Here is a 16561-nt window from a genome sequence, read left to right as displayed (position 1 = left end):
GCAGCGTTTTTAATGAGTGACAACAACAATCAATTTCAGTCTAGATTTTATCGGATTTATTTTTAAAATAAAGTATTCATCAACACTAGTTTAAAAAAATAATACATTGAGTTGCTTATATTTTTATAAGCATATAATGTGAAAATTAGACAAGTTTTATTAGGTTTTTATTTGTTTATATAAATAAAGATATCTATACCAATCCTATTCGATTTGTGAGAATTGCAGCCCAAGATCCCCGACTTCTCAAAGAAGTCGGGGATCTTGTTTTTCACGAATGATTCAGTATTCCTATAGCAGTCTGCTTTGATTTTTGTTCGCGCAGCGTGGCGTAGCTATAATTATTTGCGTAGACAGGGAGTAAGGAGGGGGCTTGCCGTGAGCGTAGCCGAATGGGAAGAAGCCTTTTCGGGGTGTACTGATTTTTTTAAAAAATCAAATACGAGTCCTATAGGAATCATATTTGATTTCTGAAAAAATCTCGGTAGTAATGTTGCAAAAAAATTGTAGGTTGGGTGGAGGCTTTGCGTAACCCAACATCCTGATAATCAGTTGGGTTGCGCTCCGCTCCACCCAACCTACGTCTAGGTCTAATTGCCTATTTTAGCCTAGAGGGTCCACTACGTGCATTTCAAAAATCAAATACGAGTCCTACATCCTATATGTCTTTAAAATGCAAACTTATTCGTGATCTGTGTCTAGGGTCAAGAGTCCAGAATAACTCTTGACTCTTGACTGCCTTAAGAAAATGTAGAATCTAAACACCTATGAGCTTAATTTTCTGAGCGATAAAGCCTAAAAGGGACGACTACCTGCAAGGCTAACCCGCTTCAATACTCGTCGCTCATTTGGATTGAATGCTTGACGGTAATGCAGGGTAGCTTGATTATCCCAGTAGACAATATCACCTACAGACCATTTATGTTGGTAGTAGAATCGGGGCTGATTCAAATGCTGACGCAACTGTTCAATCAGTTTAGATCCTTCTTCCGGCTCTAGCCCAACAATTTCCACTTCCGTAGCAATATCTAAATAAAGATGCTTTTTACCACTCTCTGGATGTGTCCTAACTAAAGGATGGGGAAAGATCGGACTTATTAAAGGAATACTCTTATCTAAACGATACAAAGAGCGGGGTGCATTCCGGTCTTGCAAAAATGGGTTGTAGGTAATTAACTGTAAATCTGTAATTCGTTCTTTGGTAGTTTCATCTAACGCCTCATAGGCCAAATTGGTATTTAACCAATAAGTATCTCCACCTTGAGATGGTATTTCCAAGGCATAAAGAAGCGAACCACTAGATGGGGTGGGAGTCCATTTGTGATCAGAATGGAAAGTGAGTTCTCCAGTACCGGTATAGCCACCATCGACGTTGGAAATCGGAATCACCACCGGAGTTTCTCCTGGTTTAGAAGCCAATACTGGAGTCTGATCAGATGGTACAAAGAGTGCGCCAAAGTATAACGAAAAGTTCAAAAGTTCTTGATCAGAAAGCTTTTGGTCTTTGAAGACCAAGATATGGCGATCGCGCAGAGCTTCTTTAAGTTGTAATATGACTTCAGGTGCGATCGGTTGACTGGCTTCAAGATCAGTAACTATGGCTCCCAAAGGGGCATCAATAGACCTAATTTGAACTTTTCTTAAAGTCGAGGTAGACATAACATTTTCCTGTGTTTTAGTTTGTTTCTTCTTGGGGATAACTACTTCTTCGCTAACACATCTGAGGGAGTAATTTTGGCGTACTCTTCAGGTGTCAAAAACCCGTCTCTAACATTCACCTTCTTGGGGATAAGTCCCAAGCTGTACCATTTGTCTGCAACTTCCTGTTGTTTGATGATGACTTTCTCGGTAATTGGTACCAGTCCATAGTCATATTTATCATGCATTATTTCTAGAGTCGGTGGATCTAGCTGAGTTACAGGAGCAAGCAGTTGTGCTACTTCTTTGGGATGATCCTTAGTCCAGATTTCTGTCTTTTGTAGCTCCTCTAGAAACACTTTGATCACGTCAGGATGAGCCTGATAAAACTGGCGTGAGGTTGAGTAAAAGTTGCCAGTATCTCGCAACTTACCACCATCTGCTAAAACACGAGCTATTTTATTTTGTACATTTCTGGTAACGAATGGCTCCCAAATATACCAAGCATCCACCTTGTTCTGACTGAAGGCCGCATTTGCATCTGCAGGTGCTAAAAAAACTGATTTGACATCGCTCAGTTTCAGCCCCGCATCTTCTAATGCCTTAACTAATAAGTAGTGACCGATGGAGGCTTTCTGGAAAGCCACTTTTTTGCCCTTCAAATCGGCAACACTTTTAATCGGAGAGTTTACAGGAACTAAAAGTGAAATAGCTTTCCCACTGGGATATGTAGTAGCTAAATAAACAATGGGCACTCCTGCTGATTGTGAAAATACAGGAGGTGATTCGGCTGTAGATGCGATATCCAATCCATTTGCATTCAGGGCTTCTAGCTGTTGTGGCCCAGCCGCAAACTCAGGCCACTGTACTTTAAAACCCAGAGGCTCTAATCGCTTTTCCAAGGAACCTTGCTTTTCTAAAACTGCTAGAGCTGCAAGTTGTTTGGAACGCACAATCCGCACTACTTGCTGCTTTTGAGTTGATTTCTCTGTAGTGCTAGATGAAGCTACCGATTCAGGTGAAGCTGCCGACTGCTGAGTGTTATTTTTGGGTTCACTACAACTCGATAAGGCTGTCGATAGCATTAAGCAGTAGCCCAGAGCAAACAACAAGGAACGACGTGTTGTTCTCTGGCTTTTCCTGAATTCAAACTTTCCTTTTAAAGCTGACATGGGTTGTTTTATTTATTCTCTTCTAGGTGGTTATAACAATTATGATTATATGATTAATTGCAATATAAAAACCAAAAAATCTTATCTACTAATTTATTTGAAAACGACAATAATTATTTTTTTGTAGTTTTCAAAACTTTACTTATTAAATTAGGAAATAGAGTGGGTATAACCCACCCTGCAACGACTCGATGAACTGAAAATTTAATAGTGAGGAGGGGAAAATTTAGGAAGTGGAGTGAGCCTTTCTCACTCCAATGTCCTGCTAGTGGAAGATTGAAATTTGTGAGTGAAACTCTGGCTTGTTCCTGTTCAATTTTGTTAGTGCTTCCAAGCGACTAGGATTGTAGCTTTGAGTTCTTCTGTAAAATGTCCAGACGGCTCAACTGCTAGTAGTGCTTCTTTGAGATCCTTTTCAAATGCTGGGGCGTTATCACCATAGAAAATTTTGAGAGAGAAGGCTGTAGTGTATAAGTAACCGAGATAGCTATCGACAGTCCAAGATTTTTCAAATGGCACTTCATAGACTTCTTGATGAGTAAAAGCCGAATTGCCAATTACGACTTCATGGGGAGGATCGACTGGCTTACGAATGCCTTGTCCTCTTTGTCCAGTCCGCCGCTCTTCACCTAACCATTTCTTCACTACTCCAACAGCAGCCTGTTTCCAAGGTAGATTGCTTTCCCAAGGGCTGTCACCAGTCTGAAGCAGTGCTAGTCCACCATCATCAGTGAGCAATTCATAAAGGCGTTCAAGTACTAGTTCGCGTTCCATCCAGTGGAAGGCTCTACCAATAGTGGCTAACTTAAATGTCCCTAAACTAGAGTCAATGAATTCTGCTCCTTGTTCTAACCAAGTAATATTATTTGCTCCGACTGCTGCTGCTTGCCGTTTAGCTTCGGCAATCATATCGGGATCGGGATCGATCGCCACAACTTCCTGAAATCTGGTTCGCAGAGCAATTGAAATTAATCCAGGGCCAGTACCCAAATCAAGGAGTCGTCCTTGACCATTGAGATTAAAGATTTCGGCTAGTTTATCGAATACAACAGGTGGGTATTTGGTTCTATATTGAGCGTAGGCCTCAGCAGCTCCCTCAAATAAACTTGGGTCGTAGGTAGGAAGTGTTTTTAGTTGAGTCATATCAATTTTGGATTTTGGATTTTGGACTTCGACTTCGCTCAGTCGAACGATTTTAGATTTTGGATTTACGAATGGAAGAGTGGGGGATGAGGAGGATGAGGGAGTAGAAGAGAATAATTAATAACTAATGCCCAATACTTCTCTTCTTAGGCTACGCCAACGACTTCTCTACGAGACGCTACGCGAACGCTACTTCTCTTCTTAGGCTGCGCCAACGACGCCGCTCAGTACAAGTCAGTACAAGTGCCCAATGCCCCATTCCCAATGTTTTAAGAATATTGTGTGATCACGGGTAGCTGATCGTTGAGTAACCAATCGCCGATCGCTCGCAATTTGTAGTCCACAGGATCATGGAGGGTAAAGGTTCGTAAATCCCGCCAGTAACGGTCAAATCCATATTTGGTTGCTGTGGCGCGGGTTCCGGTAACTTCAAAGATGCGGTTGGTAATATCTATACCTACACGGGTAGCTAATGCCTTCGCTGCGGAAACTGCGATCGCTACTTCTCCCCTTTCTTGATAAGTGAGTTCTGCATCCTTGTCCCATGCTGCTTGCACTTTTTCGGCGGCTTGGTCAGCTAGAGCGATCGCAGCTTGAATTTCAATCCAAAAGTCTCCGTAATGATGCAGAATATATGGGTCTTGAGTAGCACTATCTACCCCTGATGTAATCCACGGTTTAGTAGTAGTTTTAGTGTACTCACGAGCGGCGGCGAAAGCTCCTTTAGTAATTCCCAGATAAACGTTGGTTTTTGTTAGCTGGGCAATAATACCAAGAAAAGTTGAGAAGGCACTATCAGGAGGATTTGCTGGCCCCAAAATCTCATCTTTCTCTACTAGAACATTGTTAAATGTATAACTACCGCTATCAGTGCGACGTTGCCCGATGTTGTCCCAATCTTGATTGGAAATTAACCCTTCCCTCTCTTTGGGAATTATGAATATAAAAGGCAATTCTACGCCATCTTCTAAAGCAGAGAATACCCGGAAATCTGCAACGGAAATACCCGTACCAAAGCTTTTAACACCATTAACACGAAAATTTTCGCCTTCTGGGTTAATTTTCAGCCTAGTATCCCGCGTATTAATGGCATTTGCCCAAAATAAGTTCTTCTTAGCAGTTTCTCTATAATATTTTTCCTTTTGGGTTGGTGTGCCGGAAACGTGACCCAAAGCTGTCAAATTGAGATGATTACCATACAATTGACCAATTGAACCATCAGCTTTTGACAGTTTTCTGACGATTTTTAAGGCATCAATCCAAGTTGCGCCAATGCCACCATATTGCTTGGGTACAATCAGTGGTAGCAGTCCACTCTCACGCAGTTTATTAATTTCTTCTTCTGGAATTCCGGCTTGGGCATCCCTTTCAACTGCGGATTTAGCAAGTTCCTTGGATAGTGAAGTTGCTAGGTCAATGTAATCCTTTAGTTTTGTAATATCTAGCACCATAGTCAAATCATCCTTTTAGGAATTTCAAAGCAATAAATTATCCAAATAAACGTTATTTAAGAGAAATGTAGAGTGGGCAAGGCCCACCCTACAAGCGAACAGAGGAAATGGAACATGGAACGTTGCAAAGATGGGTATTGGGCATTGGATATGGGGCATAGTCATTCTTTCCCTACTCCCCATTCTCCATTCCCTATTTCCCAGCTAAATATTCGTTTGCGGCTTTCTCAACACCTGTACCTTTGAAGAAGTCTTGATTGAGACTGGTGTACAACTCCAAAGGATGGATTGAGAGGAAGTAGCGGAGGTCTTCTTCAGTAATGATTTCGTGTTCTGTCATTGAGTAGGCGTTGGCAGTAACGGCGGTGATATCAGGCACATCCCAGTGACCAGAATCTGAACCCAAGAAGGCTTTAACTCTGTCGCCAAAGGGATTAGCGGCACGATTAAAAGCTTGGGATACACGGGTATCGTCTGATTCTGTACCGAAGTAGAAATGATTCAAGAAGCGATCGCGCACATCTTCTGGTTTCTCAATTCCTGCTAGCTCAAATTCGTCGAGTTCGCCTGGATCTTCTGGAGCCAATAGTTGATGGTGGAATCCTAAACCGTCACCAATTTTATCTAAGCGTCCATCTACAAGTTCGCCACCGTAGCGGGTGTACAACTCTACAAGGGCTTCCTTATCGATAATCGCAGGATTGTTATTTGTCAACAAATGTTGTTTATTACGGGTTTCCCAATGCCAAATAATATCAGCGTATAGACTAGCGCCCCAAGCTGAACCACCTTCTAAGAAGGCAAACTTTAATTGTGGGAAGCGGCGGGTAACTCCCCCAAAGAACAGCGATTTACATAATGCTTCGGCTGCAAAGGCAAAGTGATTAATGTGATTATACTGGGCGTTGGTGACAGATCGCTGAGTTGTCCAACCTTGGCTAGAAGCGTGAGTTGTGGGTACAACTTTCAGTTCTACGCACTTAGCCCAGAATGGATCATAATCATACTGGCTATCTAAGCCAAAGTTATCAATCCAAACCACTTCGTTAGCCACTTCTTTGCCATACTTTTCAAAGGCAGGAATTGGACGACGGACGTAACCAGGGATTTGAATTGCTTTGAGTCCGAGAACATTCACCGCATATTCCAACTCTTCAATCCCTTCTTCGGGAGTGTGCAGGGGAATGGCGGCAATGGGTGTTAAGCGATCGCTATAAGGGCGAAAAATGTCAGCATGGTAGGTGTTAACTGCTCGACAAACAGCCCGCCGCATTTCTTCGTTACCGATATTCGGAGCCATCGTTGCCAAGTTGGGGTACACAACGGCAAAGTCTGTACCTGCTTCTTGCAAGCGCTCATGCAGTAACTTGGGTAAGCTAATGGTAGCCAAATTCAAAGTATTTTTTGTGGGACGACCCCACCAGTTAGGGCGATTGGTGCGATAAGCAAAACGTTCTTCCCAACTTTGCTTGTACCACTTAAAGCGGGAAGCTCCTGGTAAATTCTCTTTGAAACGCTCAACAAGTGCAGTTCCACCAACTTGCTCTAAATAATCCAAGACTGCTGGTTCAAATTCCTGGGTATGTACATCGGTGTCAATGATCGGATAACCAAGTTTTTCCCGAATCTGAGCAGACCTGGTTTTTTGGGGGCGGTCTAAAGCGATCGTCATAATATTTTACCCTAAATTATTCAAAAGATTGGTATTTGGGTATGTAGTAAGCGCTTCAGCGCTTTTTTCAGCACTAAAGTGCTTACTACGAACAATAATCACTAAACTTTGTTAGCCAAAAATTCATCTGCGGTTTTCTCGACAGCCGTACCTTTGAAGAAGTCACGATTCAGGCTGGTGTACAACTCCAAGGGATGAATTGACAGGAAATATTGCAAATCTTCTTCGGTGATAATTTTGCGTTCTACCATTGAATACGTATTAGCTGCGATCGCAGTAATATCAGGTACGTCCCAATGACCAGAATCGGAACCCAAGAATGCTTTAACGCGATCGCCATAGGGATTAGCTTTGCGGTTAAAGGCTTGGGCTACACGGGTATCATCTGATTCTGTCCCGAAGTAGAAATGATTCAAGAAGCGATCGCGGATATCCTCTGGTTTCGTAACTCCTGCAACGGCGAATTCATCCAAATCACCTGGTTCTAGGGGAGATACTAAGTCGGCGTGGAAACCTAAAGCACTGCCTAGTTGATCCAACCGACCATGTACTAATTCACCACCATAGCGGGTATAGAATTCTAGCAGTTCTTCATAATTAACATTGCCAGGATTATTATTTTCCACCAAATGGTCTTTATTGCGGGTGTCCCAGTGCCAAATTAAATCGGTGTACAAACTAGCACCCCAAGCTGAACCTCCTTCTAAGAAAGCAAACTTGAGTGTGGGGAAGCGGTGAGTTACACCACCAAAAAATAAAGATTTACATAATGCTTCCGCAGCCGATGCAAAGTGACCAATATGGTTGTATTGGTAATTGCTAATGGAACGCCGATTGATCCAGCCCATACCGGAAGAGTGGGTGGTGGGTACAACTTTCAGTTCTACGCACTTCGCCCAGAAGGGATCGTAATCATATTTACTATCCAAGCCAAAGGTGTCAATCCAGATGGCTTCGTTGGCTACTTCTTCGCCATACTTCTCAAAGGCGGGAATCGGGCGGCGGATATGGCCGGGGATTTGAATGGCTTTGAGTCCCAACACTTTCACTGCATATTCCAACTCTTTGATCGCCTCTTCGGGCGTATTCATGGGGATGGAAGCAATGGGTGTTAAGCGATCGCTATAAGGGCGGAAAATCTCAGCGTGATAAGTATTAGCCGCACGACAAACAGCCCGCCGCATTTCTTCATTTCCAATGTGTGGCGCCAAAGTTGCCAAGTTGGGGTACACAACGGCAAAGTCTGTACCTGCTTCTTGTAAGCGCTCATGCAACAACTTTGGTAAGCTAACGGTAGCTAAATTTAAAGCGTCGTTAGTGGGACGAGTCCAAAAAGGAGGGCGGGCGGTGCGGTTAGCGCGGCGTTCATCCCAAGATTGCTTGAACCATTTAGAGCGAGATGCACCGGGTAAGTGTTCTTGGAAACGCTCTGCGATCGCAGTTCCAGCAACTTGCTCTAAATAGTCCAAGAATGCTGGGGGAAATTCTTGGGTATGTACATCGGTGTCAATGATCGGATAACCCAGTTTTTCCCGAATTTGAGCAGACTTAGTTTTTTGGGGACGGTCTAACGCAACAGTCATAGCATTTTACCTGGAATTTTCAAATGGATTGGTCAGGAGGGAAGCAGCAAGCCTCTGAGCATGGAAGTTGAGCCTTTGAGCATGGAAGTTGAGCCTTTGAGCATGGAAGTTGAGCCTTTGAGCATGGAAGTTGAGCCTTTGAGCATGGAAGTTGAGCCTTTGAGTATGGAAGTTGAGCCTCTGAGCATGGAAGTTGAGCCTCTGAGCATGGAAGTTGAGCCTCTGAGCATGGAAGTTGAGCCTCTGAGCATGGAAGTTGCACCTTTGAGCCTGAAAGTTGCGCTTTTGAAAGACTTGATTAGAAAAATCTGTTTCTCTTGCTCAGAAAAGTTACTAATTCCCGCCTTTTCTGCTCCCTCATCTCCCCACTCCCTATTTTCCAACAGCCCAATCAGTTAATTTAAAGTCGGACTTTGCTAAACCCTGCGAGACTAAAAATTTCTTTGTCCCCTCTAAAAGTTTCACACCTTCGGCTGGTAATGGTTCTTCTGATATCTGTTTGAGTGGTAACGATACTTTGATAATATCGATGGGATATTTAGTAATTTGGGCGTGATACTGATAATATTCTTCAGAATTAGCTTTTAAATCCTTGGTTGCTTCTGTGAGAATTGCATTAAATTTCTGCGGAAAATCAGGCTGTTTCGCCAGAAAGTTTTCGGTTGCTATAACTAATGATGTCCCTGACAAACCTTTATGATTCGCCGAAGAATCAAGCACTGGAAACCCTTGCGATTTCAGAAAAGGCCCCAGATCACTTGAAGCTGCATAAGCTGCGACATCGCCACGTTCTAAAGCTGCTTTTGCCTCAGTAGTCATCAAGTGGACAACTTTTACATCCTTGGCAATTTTAGCTTCAGCTAACAGACCCAACAGGTATCTGTGCATATAAGAGCCTTTTTGGGTAGCTATTGTCTGACCTTTCAGTTCAGCGAGCGATCGCGCGCCATTCTTTTTCGCCACTAACCACGCGGTTGTATTAAACTGAGTAATCCGCAGCAGTCGGGTTTCAACACCCCTAGCTCTCAAAACTATGGCTGGTGTATCGCCTAAAGAACCAACATCTAATTGACCTGCAACAAGAGCTTCATTTAGATCCGGCCCATTAGGAAATCGTGCAAAAGTAACGTCTTTAAATCCCGCTTTTTGCAACTCACGATCTAAAATTCCCTTTTTCTTTGCCCAACCAAGTGGACCTGTAGGTTCTGAACTACCTACATAACCTATTCGTAGGGTAGAAATGTTATTAGATGCAGCTACAACGCTAGCATTACTGGCTTTATTGGCATCAATGGATTGAGCTGATTTAGTTTCGCCTTGGCTACACGCTGTAGTCAGTAGCAGTAGGACACAAGCCACTGAGGTTGATAATCTTGAAGGAAGTTTATTTTTACTCATACAACCTGTTCCTACTGCGATCGACAGCATGACTATTTTCTCCGCATTACTATTTCATCTGCTTGAGAATTTGGAATGTTTGATCTGTTTTTGCTGTTGATGTACGTTTATGTCCCCAACCGAGGTTTTCACGGTAACTACCCAGTAGCCCGACTTCTGCCAATTCTGCCTCGTTGACTGAAGTCTTCATATCACTTTCTGGTGCAACATAAAGAGCATCAACTGGACAATACAATTCGCACATATAACAGGTTTGGCAGTCACTCTGTCGCGCAATGGTTGGCGGCGCATCTGGCACACGGTCAAACACGTTGGTCGGGCAAATGTTCACGCAGATATTACATTTTATGCACCGCGAATCGCTGACCAACTCAATCATACTAACGCTCCTATTTTAGATAAAGACTTTTCTGTACTCTGTAAAGGCTGACTCTTCACCCAGACTTGATCTAATCCGCCACTAATCAGGTGATGTTGCTGGTTAGCATCAAGTTCAGGATAATCTAAGTGTCTGTGCATACCACGAGTTTCTTTACGTTCAATCGCACTGCTATACATCCATCGCGCTGTGGCTACCATCGCCGCAGCTTCTCGCGCCCGGATTAGCTCTTTATCGGATCTTACCTGGCTACTGCGGAGTTCTTGCCAAAGATGATTTAGCCTACCCAAAGACTCGGTTAAGCCTTGTTCTGTACGGAAATAATTCTTTTCGTAGGGGAATACTTCAGCTTGAACTGCCTGAATCACTTCATCAGTTGCTAATGTTTGGGAGCGATCGCTCCCACTCTGTAATCCTACCTCTCCAACACCATGAAGGCGGCGTTGAGTTTTATTTTCTCCCAAACTGCGGGTATATTCAGCAGCCGATTTCCCCGACCAATAGCCAGAAGATATTGCCCAAGCTGCATTGTGACTACCACCACCAGTAAATCCGCCACAAATCAGTTCGCGTGTAGCCGCATCTCCAGCCGCATAAAGTCCCCGTACAGAACTGGCACAACTCTCATCTACAATCCGAATTCCCCCCGTACCGCGCACAGTTCCTTCTAGGCGCAGAGTCACAGGGAAACGTTGAGTAAATGGATCAATTCCTGCACGGTCAAAGGGTAAAAAGAAGTTGGGCTGTGCTAAACGCATAGATGGTCGCATCCATTCCGCCGCTTTGTCTATGATGGCGTAAACTGGCTGTTGCAGTAATGTCTCGGCAATTACTGAACGTCTATGAGAACTTGCCCCCGGAATCACAGTACCATCTTCGTAGGTGAAGGTTGCCCAATTATAGAACAGGGTTTTGGTAACTGAAGAAAAAGCGGGAGAGATGCCGTAAGCATTGGAAAATTCCATACCCGACATCTCGGCACCTGCTTCGGCTGCCATTAAATAACCATCCCCTGTCAGGACGTTGCATCCTAACGCTTTACTGAGAAATGCACAGCCACCTGTTGCGATAATTGTGGACTGCGATCGCACTACCCATTTCTCACCAGTCTGACGGTTCACACCTGATGCACCTGCAACGGCACCATCATCATCAACCAGTAATTCTAAGGCGGGGCTGTTGTCTAAAATTTTGACTCCTGCCCGTTGAATTTGTCGCCGCATCAGCCGCATATACTCCGGCCCTTGTAGCGATCGCCGATAGGGTTTACCTTCATCGTCGGTAGGAAAGGGATAACCCCACTCTGCTAACTGATTGACGTTTATATAAGTCTGATTCAGTACCCGATCCATCCAATTGCGATCGGATAAAAACCCACCCAACGATTCCCGACTCGCCTTTGCTGTTTCTCGTGCTTCTGGATCGGGTGGCACATACCACACACCATTACCAGATGCCGCAGCACAACCAGTTGTGCCACAATATCCTTTATCTACGAGAATTACTCTCGCTCCACTTGATGCAGCACTCCACGCCGCCCAAGTTCCAGCTGGCCCACCTCCAATCACAAGCACATCTGCTTCTAAGTCGAGTTCAAAATCGGTTGTTAACGTCTTCAGCATCTACAATTTCCCCCCATCGATAAAGTCTTAAGCATCAAGTCTTCACCCCATCAATGCTGCAAAATATTTATAAACCTGTTTGTCTATCTACTTGACGGCTTACTAGTTGCCTTAAATTGTGGCTCCTTAAGACAGGTTGCCACTAGATTGGCACTCGTCAACTACTTTATCTTGACCGATGAACCGTAGTTTGTAATATAACAAAGTCTTTCACAGTTTCCGACAAAAAGCAAGCATTTTAACAAACAAATTCAAACGTAAATTTATATGAATGGGGAGTGGGGAAACTATAGCGTTTCCTAATCACATAAGGTACATCAGAGCCAGCTTCTCGCTTGCCTATGGTGTACACATAAGTCATCCCCAAAAATCTTGAAAAACCTCACCCTGGTTATGCTACGCAAAAGCTGTCCCTCTCCTTAGTAAGGAGAGGGAAAGATTTACCCTTGGGTAAAGCAAGGGTGAGGTTTTAAAACCTAAACAGAGTACGAACCCAAGCAAATAAACTATCAGGATTGCTAGAATCAGAATTCGGTGCAGTAATCCAGATCAAACCCGGCGTAATCTCAATATTATCTCCGATTTTATATTGGTAGAATGCCTCAATGTGCAGAGAAGTATCTTTGTCCGCTTGTCCGGCACCTGCTCCCAAATCTACATTCTTGCTGAGACTGATCATTTTCGGCTCCATACCAACTAAAACCCCCCCTAGAGCACCTTTCTTAAAAAGATCGGGGAATGCCAGTCCTACCGCCCAATCCATGCCTTCGCCATCTCCGTGTCCCAAATAGCGGTGTGCTGCATAACTTACCCACGCATCGATTGCCAACTTGGGATTAACTTGATAGAACGTCTGTAGACCATAAAGATTGCCCAGAGTTCCCGCTCCGGCCACGGTGCTATTTATCAGGTTACTCCCGTCTGCTGGACCGAAGTTTGTTCCACTAAAACCTATGGTATTTGGTGGGCTATAGGTATTAACGTAAGTTGCCGCCACCCGAAAATTCCGATCAGAAGAGTAGTATATTAACTGTCCTAAAGCTAAATACCTACCTTTAAAGAAGCCATTATTAGCTGTCGGATTGTTACCGTTTGGTGCACTGTATGCTAATCCTAATTGAACCTGTTTGCCTAATCCCTGGAGTATGGCAATTCCGGCACCGCTATCTCCATAGTTATAGACCAAAGACCGCCGTGAAAATCGTGAAATCCCATTAGCACCAGTCGCAGAAGACGATTCAAAATATGGGTTAATCGGACCAGAAAGACCTATCTCACTAGCTCCATCAGACAGGGCATAAATGTTGACTTGGGTATTTGGATAAGGTAGAAACCGATAGCGGACACCACCGAGAGTAATAGTGTTAAGTGGAAAAGTAATACTGGCGTTATCAGCACTTCTCCCCTCATAAGTTCCGAATAATCCAGCTCTTGTTTGTCCCAATGATTGAATACTTCCACCTGCCAGCGTTATACCTAGTGAATCTTTACCGTTAAAACTGGTGTTTAACCGTAAAGAAGTTAAACCTTGAAGTGTGGGATTGTGAGGTACGGGTGTCTTGGTGACGACGTTATTGCCCGCCAGAACTGAGCCAAGAACAATCTGGGCTCGACCGACAAGTTGGGTTGTGGTCGAAAACTGAGTTGATTCTAACTTCGCACTTCGCACTTCTAAGGTATCTAAGCGTCCCCGAAGTTGAGCAAGTTCTGGAGAAAATTGTTCTTGTAGTTTTTTGATAGTATCCAAGTCTTCCCGTTTAACTAAATCTGTCGTTGAAGTTGCTATTAGTTCGTTGAGGCGATTTAAAGCTGCATTCAACCCAGCCGCAAATTCATAGCGCGTTAGGGGATGATTCCCTTTAAATGTGCCATCTGTATATCCTGTAATTACACCGTAGCGCTCAACTAAAGACTGTAATGCTTGAAATGCCCAATCTGTCGGCTTAACATCTGACAGTTGTGAGACAGATGTCACTTGCCCTGCTACATTATTTGTAGCTTTTTTATTAGTTGGCGGTGCAACTTCCAACAATTGCGATACAGGTGTTACTCGTTCGGTAAGATTATTTCTAGCCTTTTTAGCACTTAATGGTGCATTTGAATTTTCTACTGTTTGATTGATAACTGCTTCTGGAGCTTGATTCACTTCTATTTGGACAGTAGATGCATCAGTTTTAGGCAGTTCAGCTTTACTTTTTGCCGGAGAAAAAACTAGGATAATTAGAATATCTAGCAACGAAAACAGGAACATTACGCATCTATAATTCCAGCGAAAATTAGACATGACTCTTCAACTCCTCAACCTTAATGATGAATAAACTAGCTCTAATTTGGACAGATAAACCAGTGGGAATACTTGATGCAATGTCGCTGCTCAACCATTAGAGAATAACCTGAGCAAAGGTTTCACTAGGGAGAAAAGTAGCAATCTCCTATAGATATAGAAACCAGTACTAAGCAGTTGAATCTAGAATCCAAAAGCCGCAGTAAAACCACCTTTGAAATCCTGTTTTTATTGGTTATACTGCACAAACTTAATCAATGATTACTGACATTGACTAGAGCTTGATTTGGATTCGATTTATTATCTGCCAATCAACATTAGCTGAAAACGCTAATTTGCAATCAGCTAGATTTTGACAGCATCAATTGTCAGCTAAATACGATAAATCGATAGAATTACCGTATTTTGTGTAGAATTATCTTTGCATAGAGCTTGGTACAATGCAAGACCCAGTATTTTTTTATGAGGTGAAAATATGAAAATATGTCAAAATTATTGGGTAAGTCATACCAATTCTGTATGAAAATACGCTAAAGGATATTTAAGTACAAGAAAGAAAACGAACCGCATACTCCTACGTCCAAGCAAACTACGCGCAGCGTCTCCTTGGCGCAGTTTTACAAAGAAATGGTATCAATTCACCAACTGCGATCGCGTAGTGTGCCGTAGGCGATCGCCGCAGATAATCAGTACGTGGACGAAGAGAAGTCTGGGCGGAGCGAAAAACCGGAGCGGAGGGTTTCCGAAGCTCTGGATTTTTCACCTTCCTTAGATCCAAACTTTTCAAGAGAAAGCGTCCTTATTTCAATCCCCTAGATTTATCTATGGGTTACTCAGAACTCCTGAAATGTGGTTTACTGGGTGAAAACTTATATTTTCCAACACAGTCATTCCGTTACAATAGTATCAAAATTGGTGACTAAGGGGTTAGTTGTTCAGGCAGCCATTTTTTACTAATGCTTAAATTAAGCTTGATTTTTATGTAATATCAGGTAAAATCTTGACTATAAACCACGGTAATTCGGTCGGAGAATCGTAGATTTTAACCTTATACCCTGATAAATATGCAAATTCTCTGGTTTATTCCTACTGGATCTCATGACGGACGCTATTTAGCCACAGATATTGGCTCTCGTGTGGTAACACCTGATTATTTACAGCAAATTGCCCAAGCTGTAGATAATTTGGGGTATACGGGCGCATTGTTACCCACAGGGAGTTCTTGTGAAGATGCTTGGATTACCGCCGCCGCTTTTATCTCTGTCACCAAGCAGATGAAATTTCTCGTGGCAATTCGCCCAGGAATTACTTCCCCAGGTGCGGCTGCACGGATGGCAGCAACATTTGACCGAATTTCTAAAGGAAGATTGTTGATTAATGTCGTGACAGGTGGAGATCCGGTGCAACTGGCTGGGGATGGTTTGCATCTTAGTCATGACGATCGCTATGATTTAACCGATGAATTTCTCACAGTTTGGCGGGGTATTGTCAGTGGGGAAACAGTCGATTTTAAAGGAAACTACCTCGATATCAAAGGCGGTAAACTCTTATTTCCACCAGTTCAAAAACCCTATCCACCCTTATGGTTTGGTGGTTCATCGGCTGCTGCCAAGCGAGTTGCTGCCAAACACATAGATGTTTACCTGACGTGGGGCGAACCACCACAGCAAGTAGCCCAAAAGATTGCTGAAGTTCGGCAACTGGCGGCCCAACAAGGTAGAACAGTACGTTTTGGGATTCGCTTGCATGTAATTGTGCGAGAAACCGAATCTGCTGCTTGGGATGCTGCCAATGAGTTAATTAAATATGTGGATGAGAATGCGATCGCAAAAGCTCAGAAAAACTTTGCTAGTTCTGATTCTGAAGGACAACGGCGCATGAGTCAACTACATAGTGGTAGTCGAAAAACCTTAGAGATTAGCCCCAACCTGTGGACAGGAATTGGATTAGTGCGCGAAGGTGCTGCTACGGCTTTAGTTGGAGATCCCGACACCGTGGCCGCTAGGATGCTGGAATATCGCAATTTGGGCATAGAAACTTTCATTTTCTCTGGATATCCGCATTTAGAAGAAGCGTATCGCACTGCTGAATTATTATTTCCACGCCTACCTTTGCAGAGCGAACCTACAGTTAGTAACTTTATGGACAAATGTCCTCAAGCCACTTTTCCCGGTGTTACTCGGAATGGGTAAACTGCAATACCCTCTATCCCTAAGCTA

Annotated in this window: 13 protein-coding genes; 2 read left to right on the top strand and 11 right to left on the bottom strand. The window is 43.5% G+C overall.

The genetic code is table 11. The features are described from left to right. Positions 1 to 795 precede the first annotated feature (795 nt). The 6 genes from ACYTXL_RS31930 to ACYTXL_RS31905 form a co-directional block, all read right to left on the bottom strand. Complete coding sequence (locus ACYTXL_RS31930) at positions 796 to 1659, bottom strand: TauD/TfdA dioxygenase family protein (RefSeq protein WP_461928106.1); 864 nt, start codon at positions 1657 to 1659, stop codon at positions 796 to 798. Positions 1660 to 1700: 41 nt separating this feature from the next. Beyond that, positions 1701 to 2810 (bottom strand): aliphatic sulfonate ABC transporter substrate-binding protein, encoded by a 1110-nt coding sequence (locus ACYTXL_RS31925; protein WP_461928105.1) that lies wholly within the window; start codon positions 2808 to 2810, stop codon positions 1701 to 1703. 321 nt (positions 2811 to 3131) lie between these two features. Next, on the bottom strand, positions 3132 to 3953 hold the full coding sequence (locus tag ACYTXL_RS31920) for a class I SAM-dependent methyltransferase (protein WP_461928104.1): 822 nt from the start codon (positions 3951 to 3953) through the stop codon (positions 3132 to 3134). Between the two features lie 269 nt (positions 3954 to 4222). Then, positions 4223 to 5404, bottom strand: coding sequence for an acyl-CoA dehydrogenase family protein (locus ACYTXL_RS31915; RefSeq protein ID WP_461922350.1), 1182 nt, complete (start codon positions 5402 to 5404; stop codon positions 4223 to 4225). Between the two features lie 193 nt (positions 5405 to 5597). Then, the gene (locus ACYTXL_RS31910) at positions 5598 to 7076 is read right to left on the bottom strand and encodes an amidohydrolase family protein (protein ID WP_461922349.1); all 1479 of its coding nucleotides are present in this window, start codon (positions 7074 to 7076) and stop codon (positions 5598 to 5600) included. 101 nt (positions 7077 to 7177) lie between these two features. Next, the gene (locus ACYTXL_RS31905; protein WP_461928103.1) at positions 7178 to 8659 is read right to left on the bottom strand and encodes an amidohydrolase family protein; all 1482 of its coding nucleotides are present in this window, start codon (positions 8657 to 8659) and stop codon (positions 7178 to 7180) included. A 60-nt stretch (positions 8660 to 8719) separates the two neighbouring features. Between ACYTXL_RS31905 and ACYTXL_RS31900 the strand changes: the two genes are divergently transcribed. Next, positions 8720 to 9058 (top strand): hypothetical protein, encoded by a 339-nt coding sequence (locus ACYTXL_RS31900; RefSeq protein ID WP_461928102.1) that lies wholly within the window; start codon positions 8720 to 8722, stop codon positions 9056 to 9058. Here ACYTXL_RS31900 and ACYTXL_RS31895 read toward each other — a convergent pair. The 5 genes from ACYTXL_RS31895 to ACYTXL_RS31875 all read right to left on the bottom strand — a co-directional run bounded on the left by ACYTXL_RS31895 (position 9032) and on the right by ACYTXL_RS31875 (position 15105). Further along, a complete protein-coding gene (locus ACYTXL_RS31895) occupies positions 9032 to 10087 on the bottom strand; it encodes an ABC transporter substrate-binding protein (RefSeq protein ID WP_461928101.1) in 1056 nt (351 codons plus the stop codon). The two genes, ACYTXL_RS31900 and ACYTXL_RS31895, sit on opposite strands and share 27 nt — an antisense overlap. 19 nt (positions 10088 to 10106) lie before the next feature. Further along, positions 10107 to 10436: a 4Fe-4S binding protein gene (locus ACYTXL_RS31890; protein ID WP_461928100.1), complete on the bottom strand. Its 330-nt coding sequence runs from the start codon at positions 10434 to 10436 to the stop codon at positions 10107 to 10109. Beyond that, complete coding sequence (locus ACYTXL_RS31885) at positions 10433 to 12058, bottom strand: FAD-dependent oxidoreductase (protein WP_461928099.1); 1626 nt, start codon at positions 12056 to 12058, stop codon at positions 10433 to 10435. The genes ACYTXL_RS31890 and ACYTXL_RS31885 overlap by 4 nt, the downstream gene beginning before the upstream one ends. A 469-nt stretch (positions 12059 to 12527) precedes the next feature. Beyond that, the gene (locus tag ACYTXL_RS31880) at positions 12528 to 14342 is read right to left on the bottom strand and encodes an iron uptake porin (RefSeq protein ID WP_461928098.1); all 1815 of its coding nucleotides are present in this window, start codon (positions 14340 to 14342) and stop codon (positions 12528 to 12530) included. A 589-nt stretch (positions 14343 to 14931) separates the two neighbouring features. Then, positions 14932 to 15105: a hypothetical protein gene (locus tag ACYTXL_RS31875; protein WP_461928097.1), complete on the bottom strand. Its 174-nt coding sequence runs from the start codon at positions 15103 to 15105 to the stop codon at positions 14932 to 14934. Between the two features lie 301 nt (positions 15106 to 15406). Between ACYTXL_RS31875 and ssuD the strand changes: the two genes are divergently transcribed. Then, on the top strand, positions 15407 to 16534 hold the full coding sequence (ssuD, locus tag ACYTXL_RS31870; protein WP_461928096.1) for an FMNH2-dependent alkanesulfonate monooxygenase: 1128 nt from the start codon (positions 15407 to 15409) through the stop codon (positions 16532 to 16534). Positions 16535 to 16561 lie beyond the last annotated feature (27 nt).

The organism is Nostoc sp. (genome assembly GCF_054880495.1).
This window is presented reverse-complemented; position numbering and strand designations above follow the sequence as displayed.

What these genes read in the sequence shown, in the direction of transcription:
- ACYTXL_RS31930 (WP_461928106.1), bottom strand. Translation starts at nt 1,659, where the DNA reads ATGTCTACCTCGACTTTAAGAAAAGTTCAAATTAGGTCTATTGATGCC.
- ACYTXL_RS31925 (WP_461928105.1), bottom strand. Translation starts at nt 2,810, where the DNA reads ATGTCAGCTTTAAAAGGAAAGTTTGAATTCAGGAAAAGCCAGAGAACA.
- ACYTXL_RS31920 (WP_461928104.1), bottom strand. Translation starts at nt 3,953, where the DNA reads ATGACTCAACTAAAAACACTTCCTACCTACGACCCAAGTTTATTTGAG.
- ACYTXL_RS31915 (WP_461922350.1), bottom strand. Translation starts at nt 5,404, where the DNA reads ATGGTGCTAGATATTACAAAACTAAAGGATTACATTGACCTAGCAACT.
- ACYTXL_RS31910 (WP_461922349.1), bottom strand. Translation starts at nt 7,076, where the DNA reads ATGACGATCGCTTTAGACCGCCCCCAAAAAACCAGGTCTGCTCAGATT.
- ACYTXL_RS31905 (WP_461928103.1), bottom strand. Translation starts at nt 8,659, where the DNA reads ATGACTGTTGCGTTAGACCGTCCCCAAAAAACTAAGTCTGCTCAAATT.
- ACYTXL_RS31900 (WP_461928102.1), top strand. Translation starts at nt 8,720, where the DNA reads ATGGAAGTTGAGCCTTTGAGCATGGAAGTTGAGCCTTTGAGCATGGAA.
- ACYTXL_RS31895 (WP_461928101.1), bottom strand. Translation starts at nt 10,087, where the DNA reads ATGCTGTCGATCGCAGTAGGAACAGGTTGTATGAGTAAAAATAAACTT.
- ACYTXL_RS31890 (WP_461928100.1), bottom strand. Translation starts at nt 10,436, where the DNA reads ATGATTGAGTTGGTCAGCGATTCGCGGTGCATAAAATGTAATATCTGC.
- ACYTXL_RS31885 (WP_461928099.1), bottom strand. Translation starts at nt 12,058, where the DNA reads ATGCTGAAGACGTTAACAACCGATTTTGAACTCGACTTAGAAGCAGAT.
- ACYTXL_RS31880 (WP_461928098.1), bottom strand. Translation starts at nt 14,342, where the DNA reads ATGTCTAATTTTCGCTGGAATTATAGATGCGTAATGTTCCTGTTTTCG.
- ssuD (WP_461928096.1), top strand. Translation starts at nt 15,407, where the DNA reads ATGCAAATTCTCTGGTTTATTCCTACTGGATCTCATGACGGACGCTAT.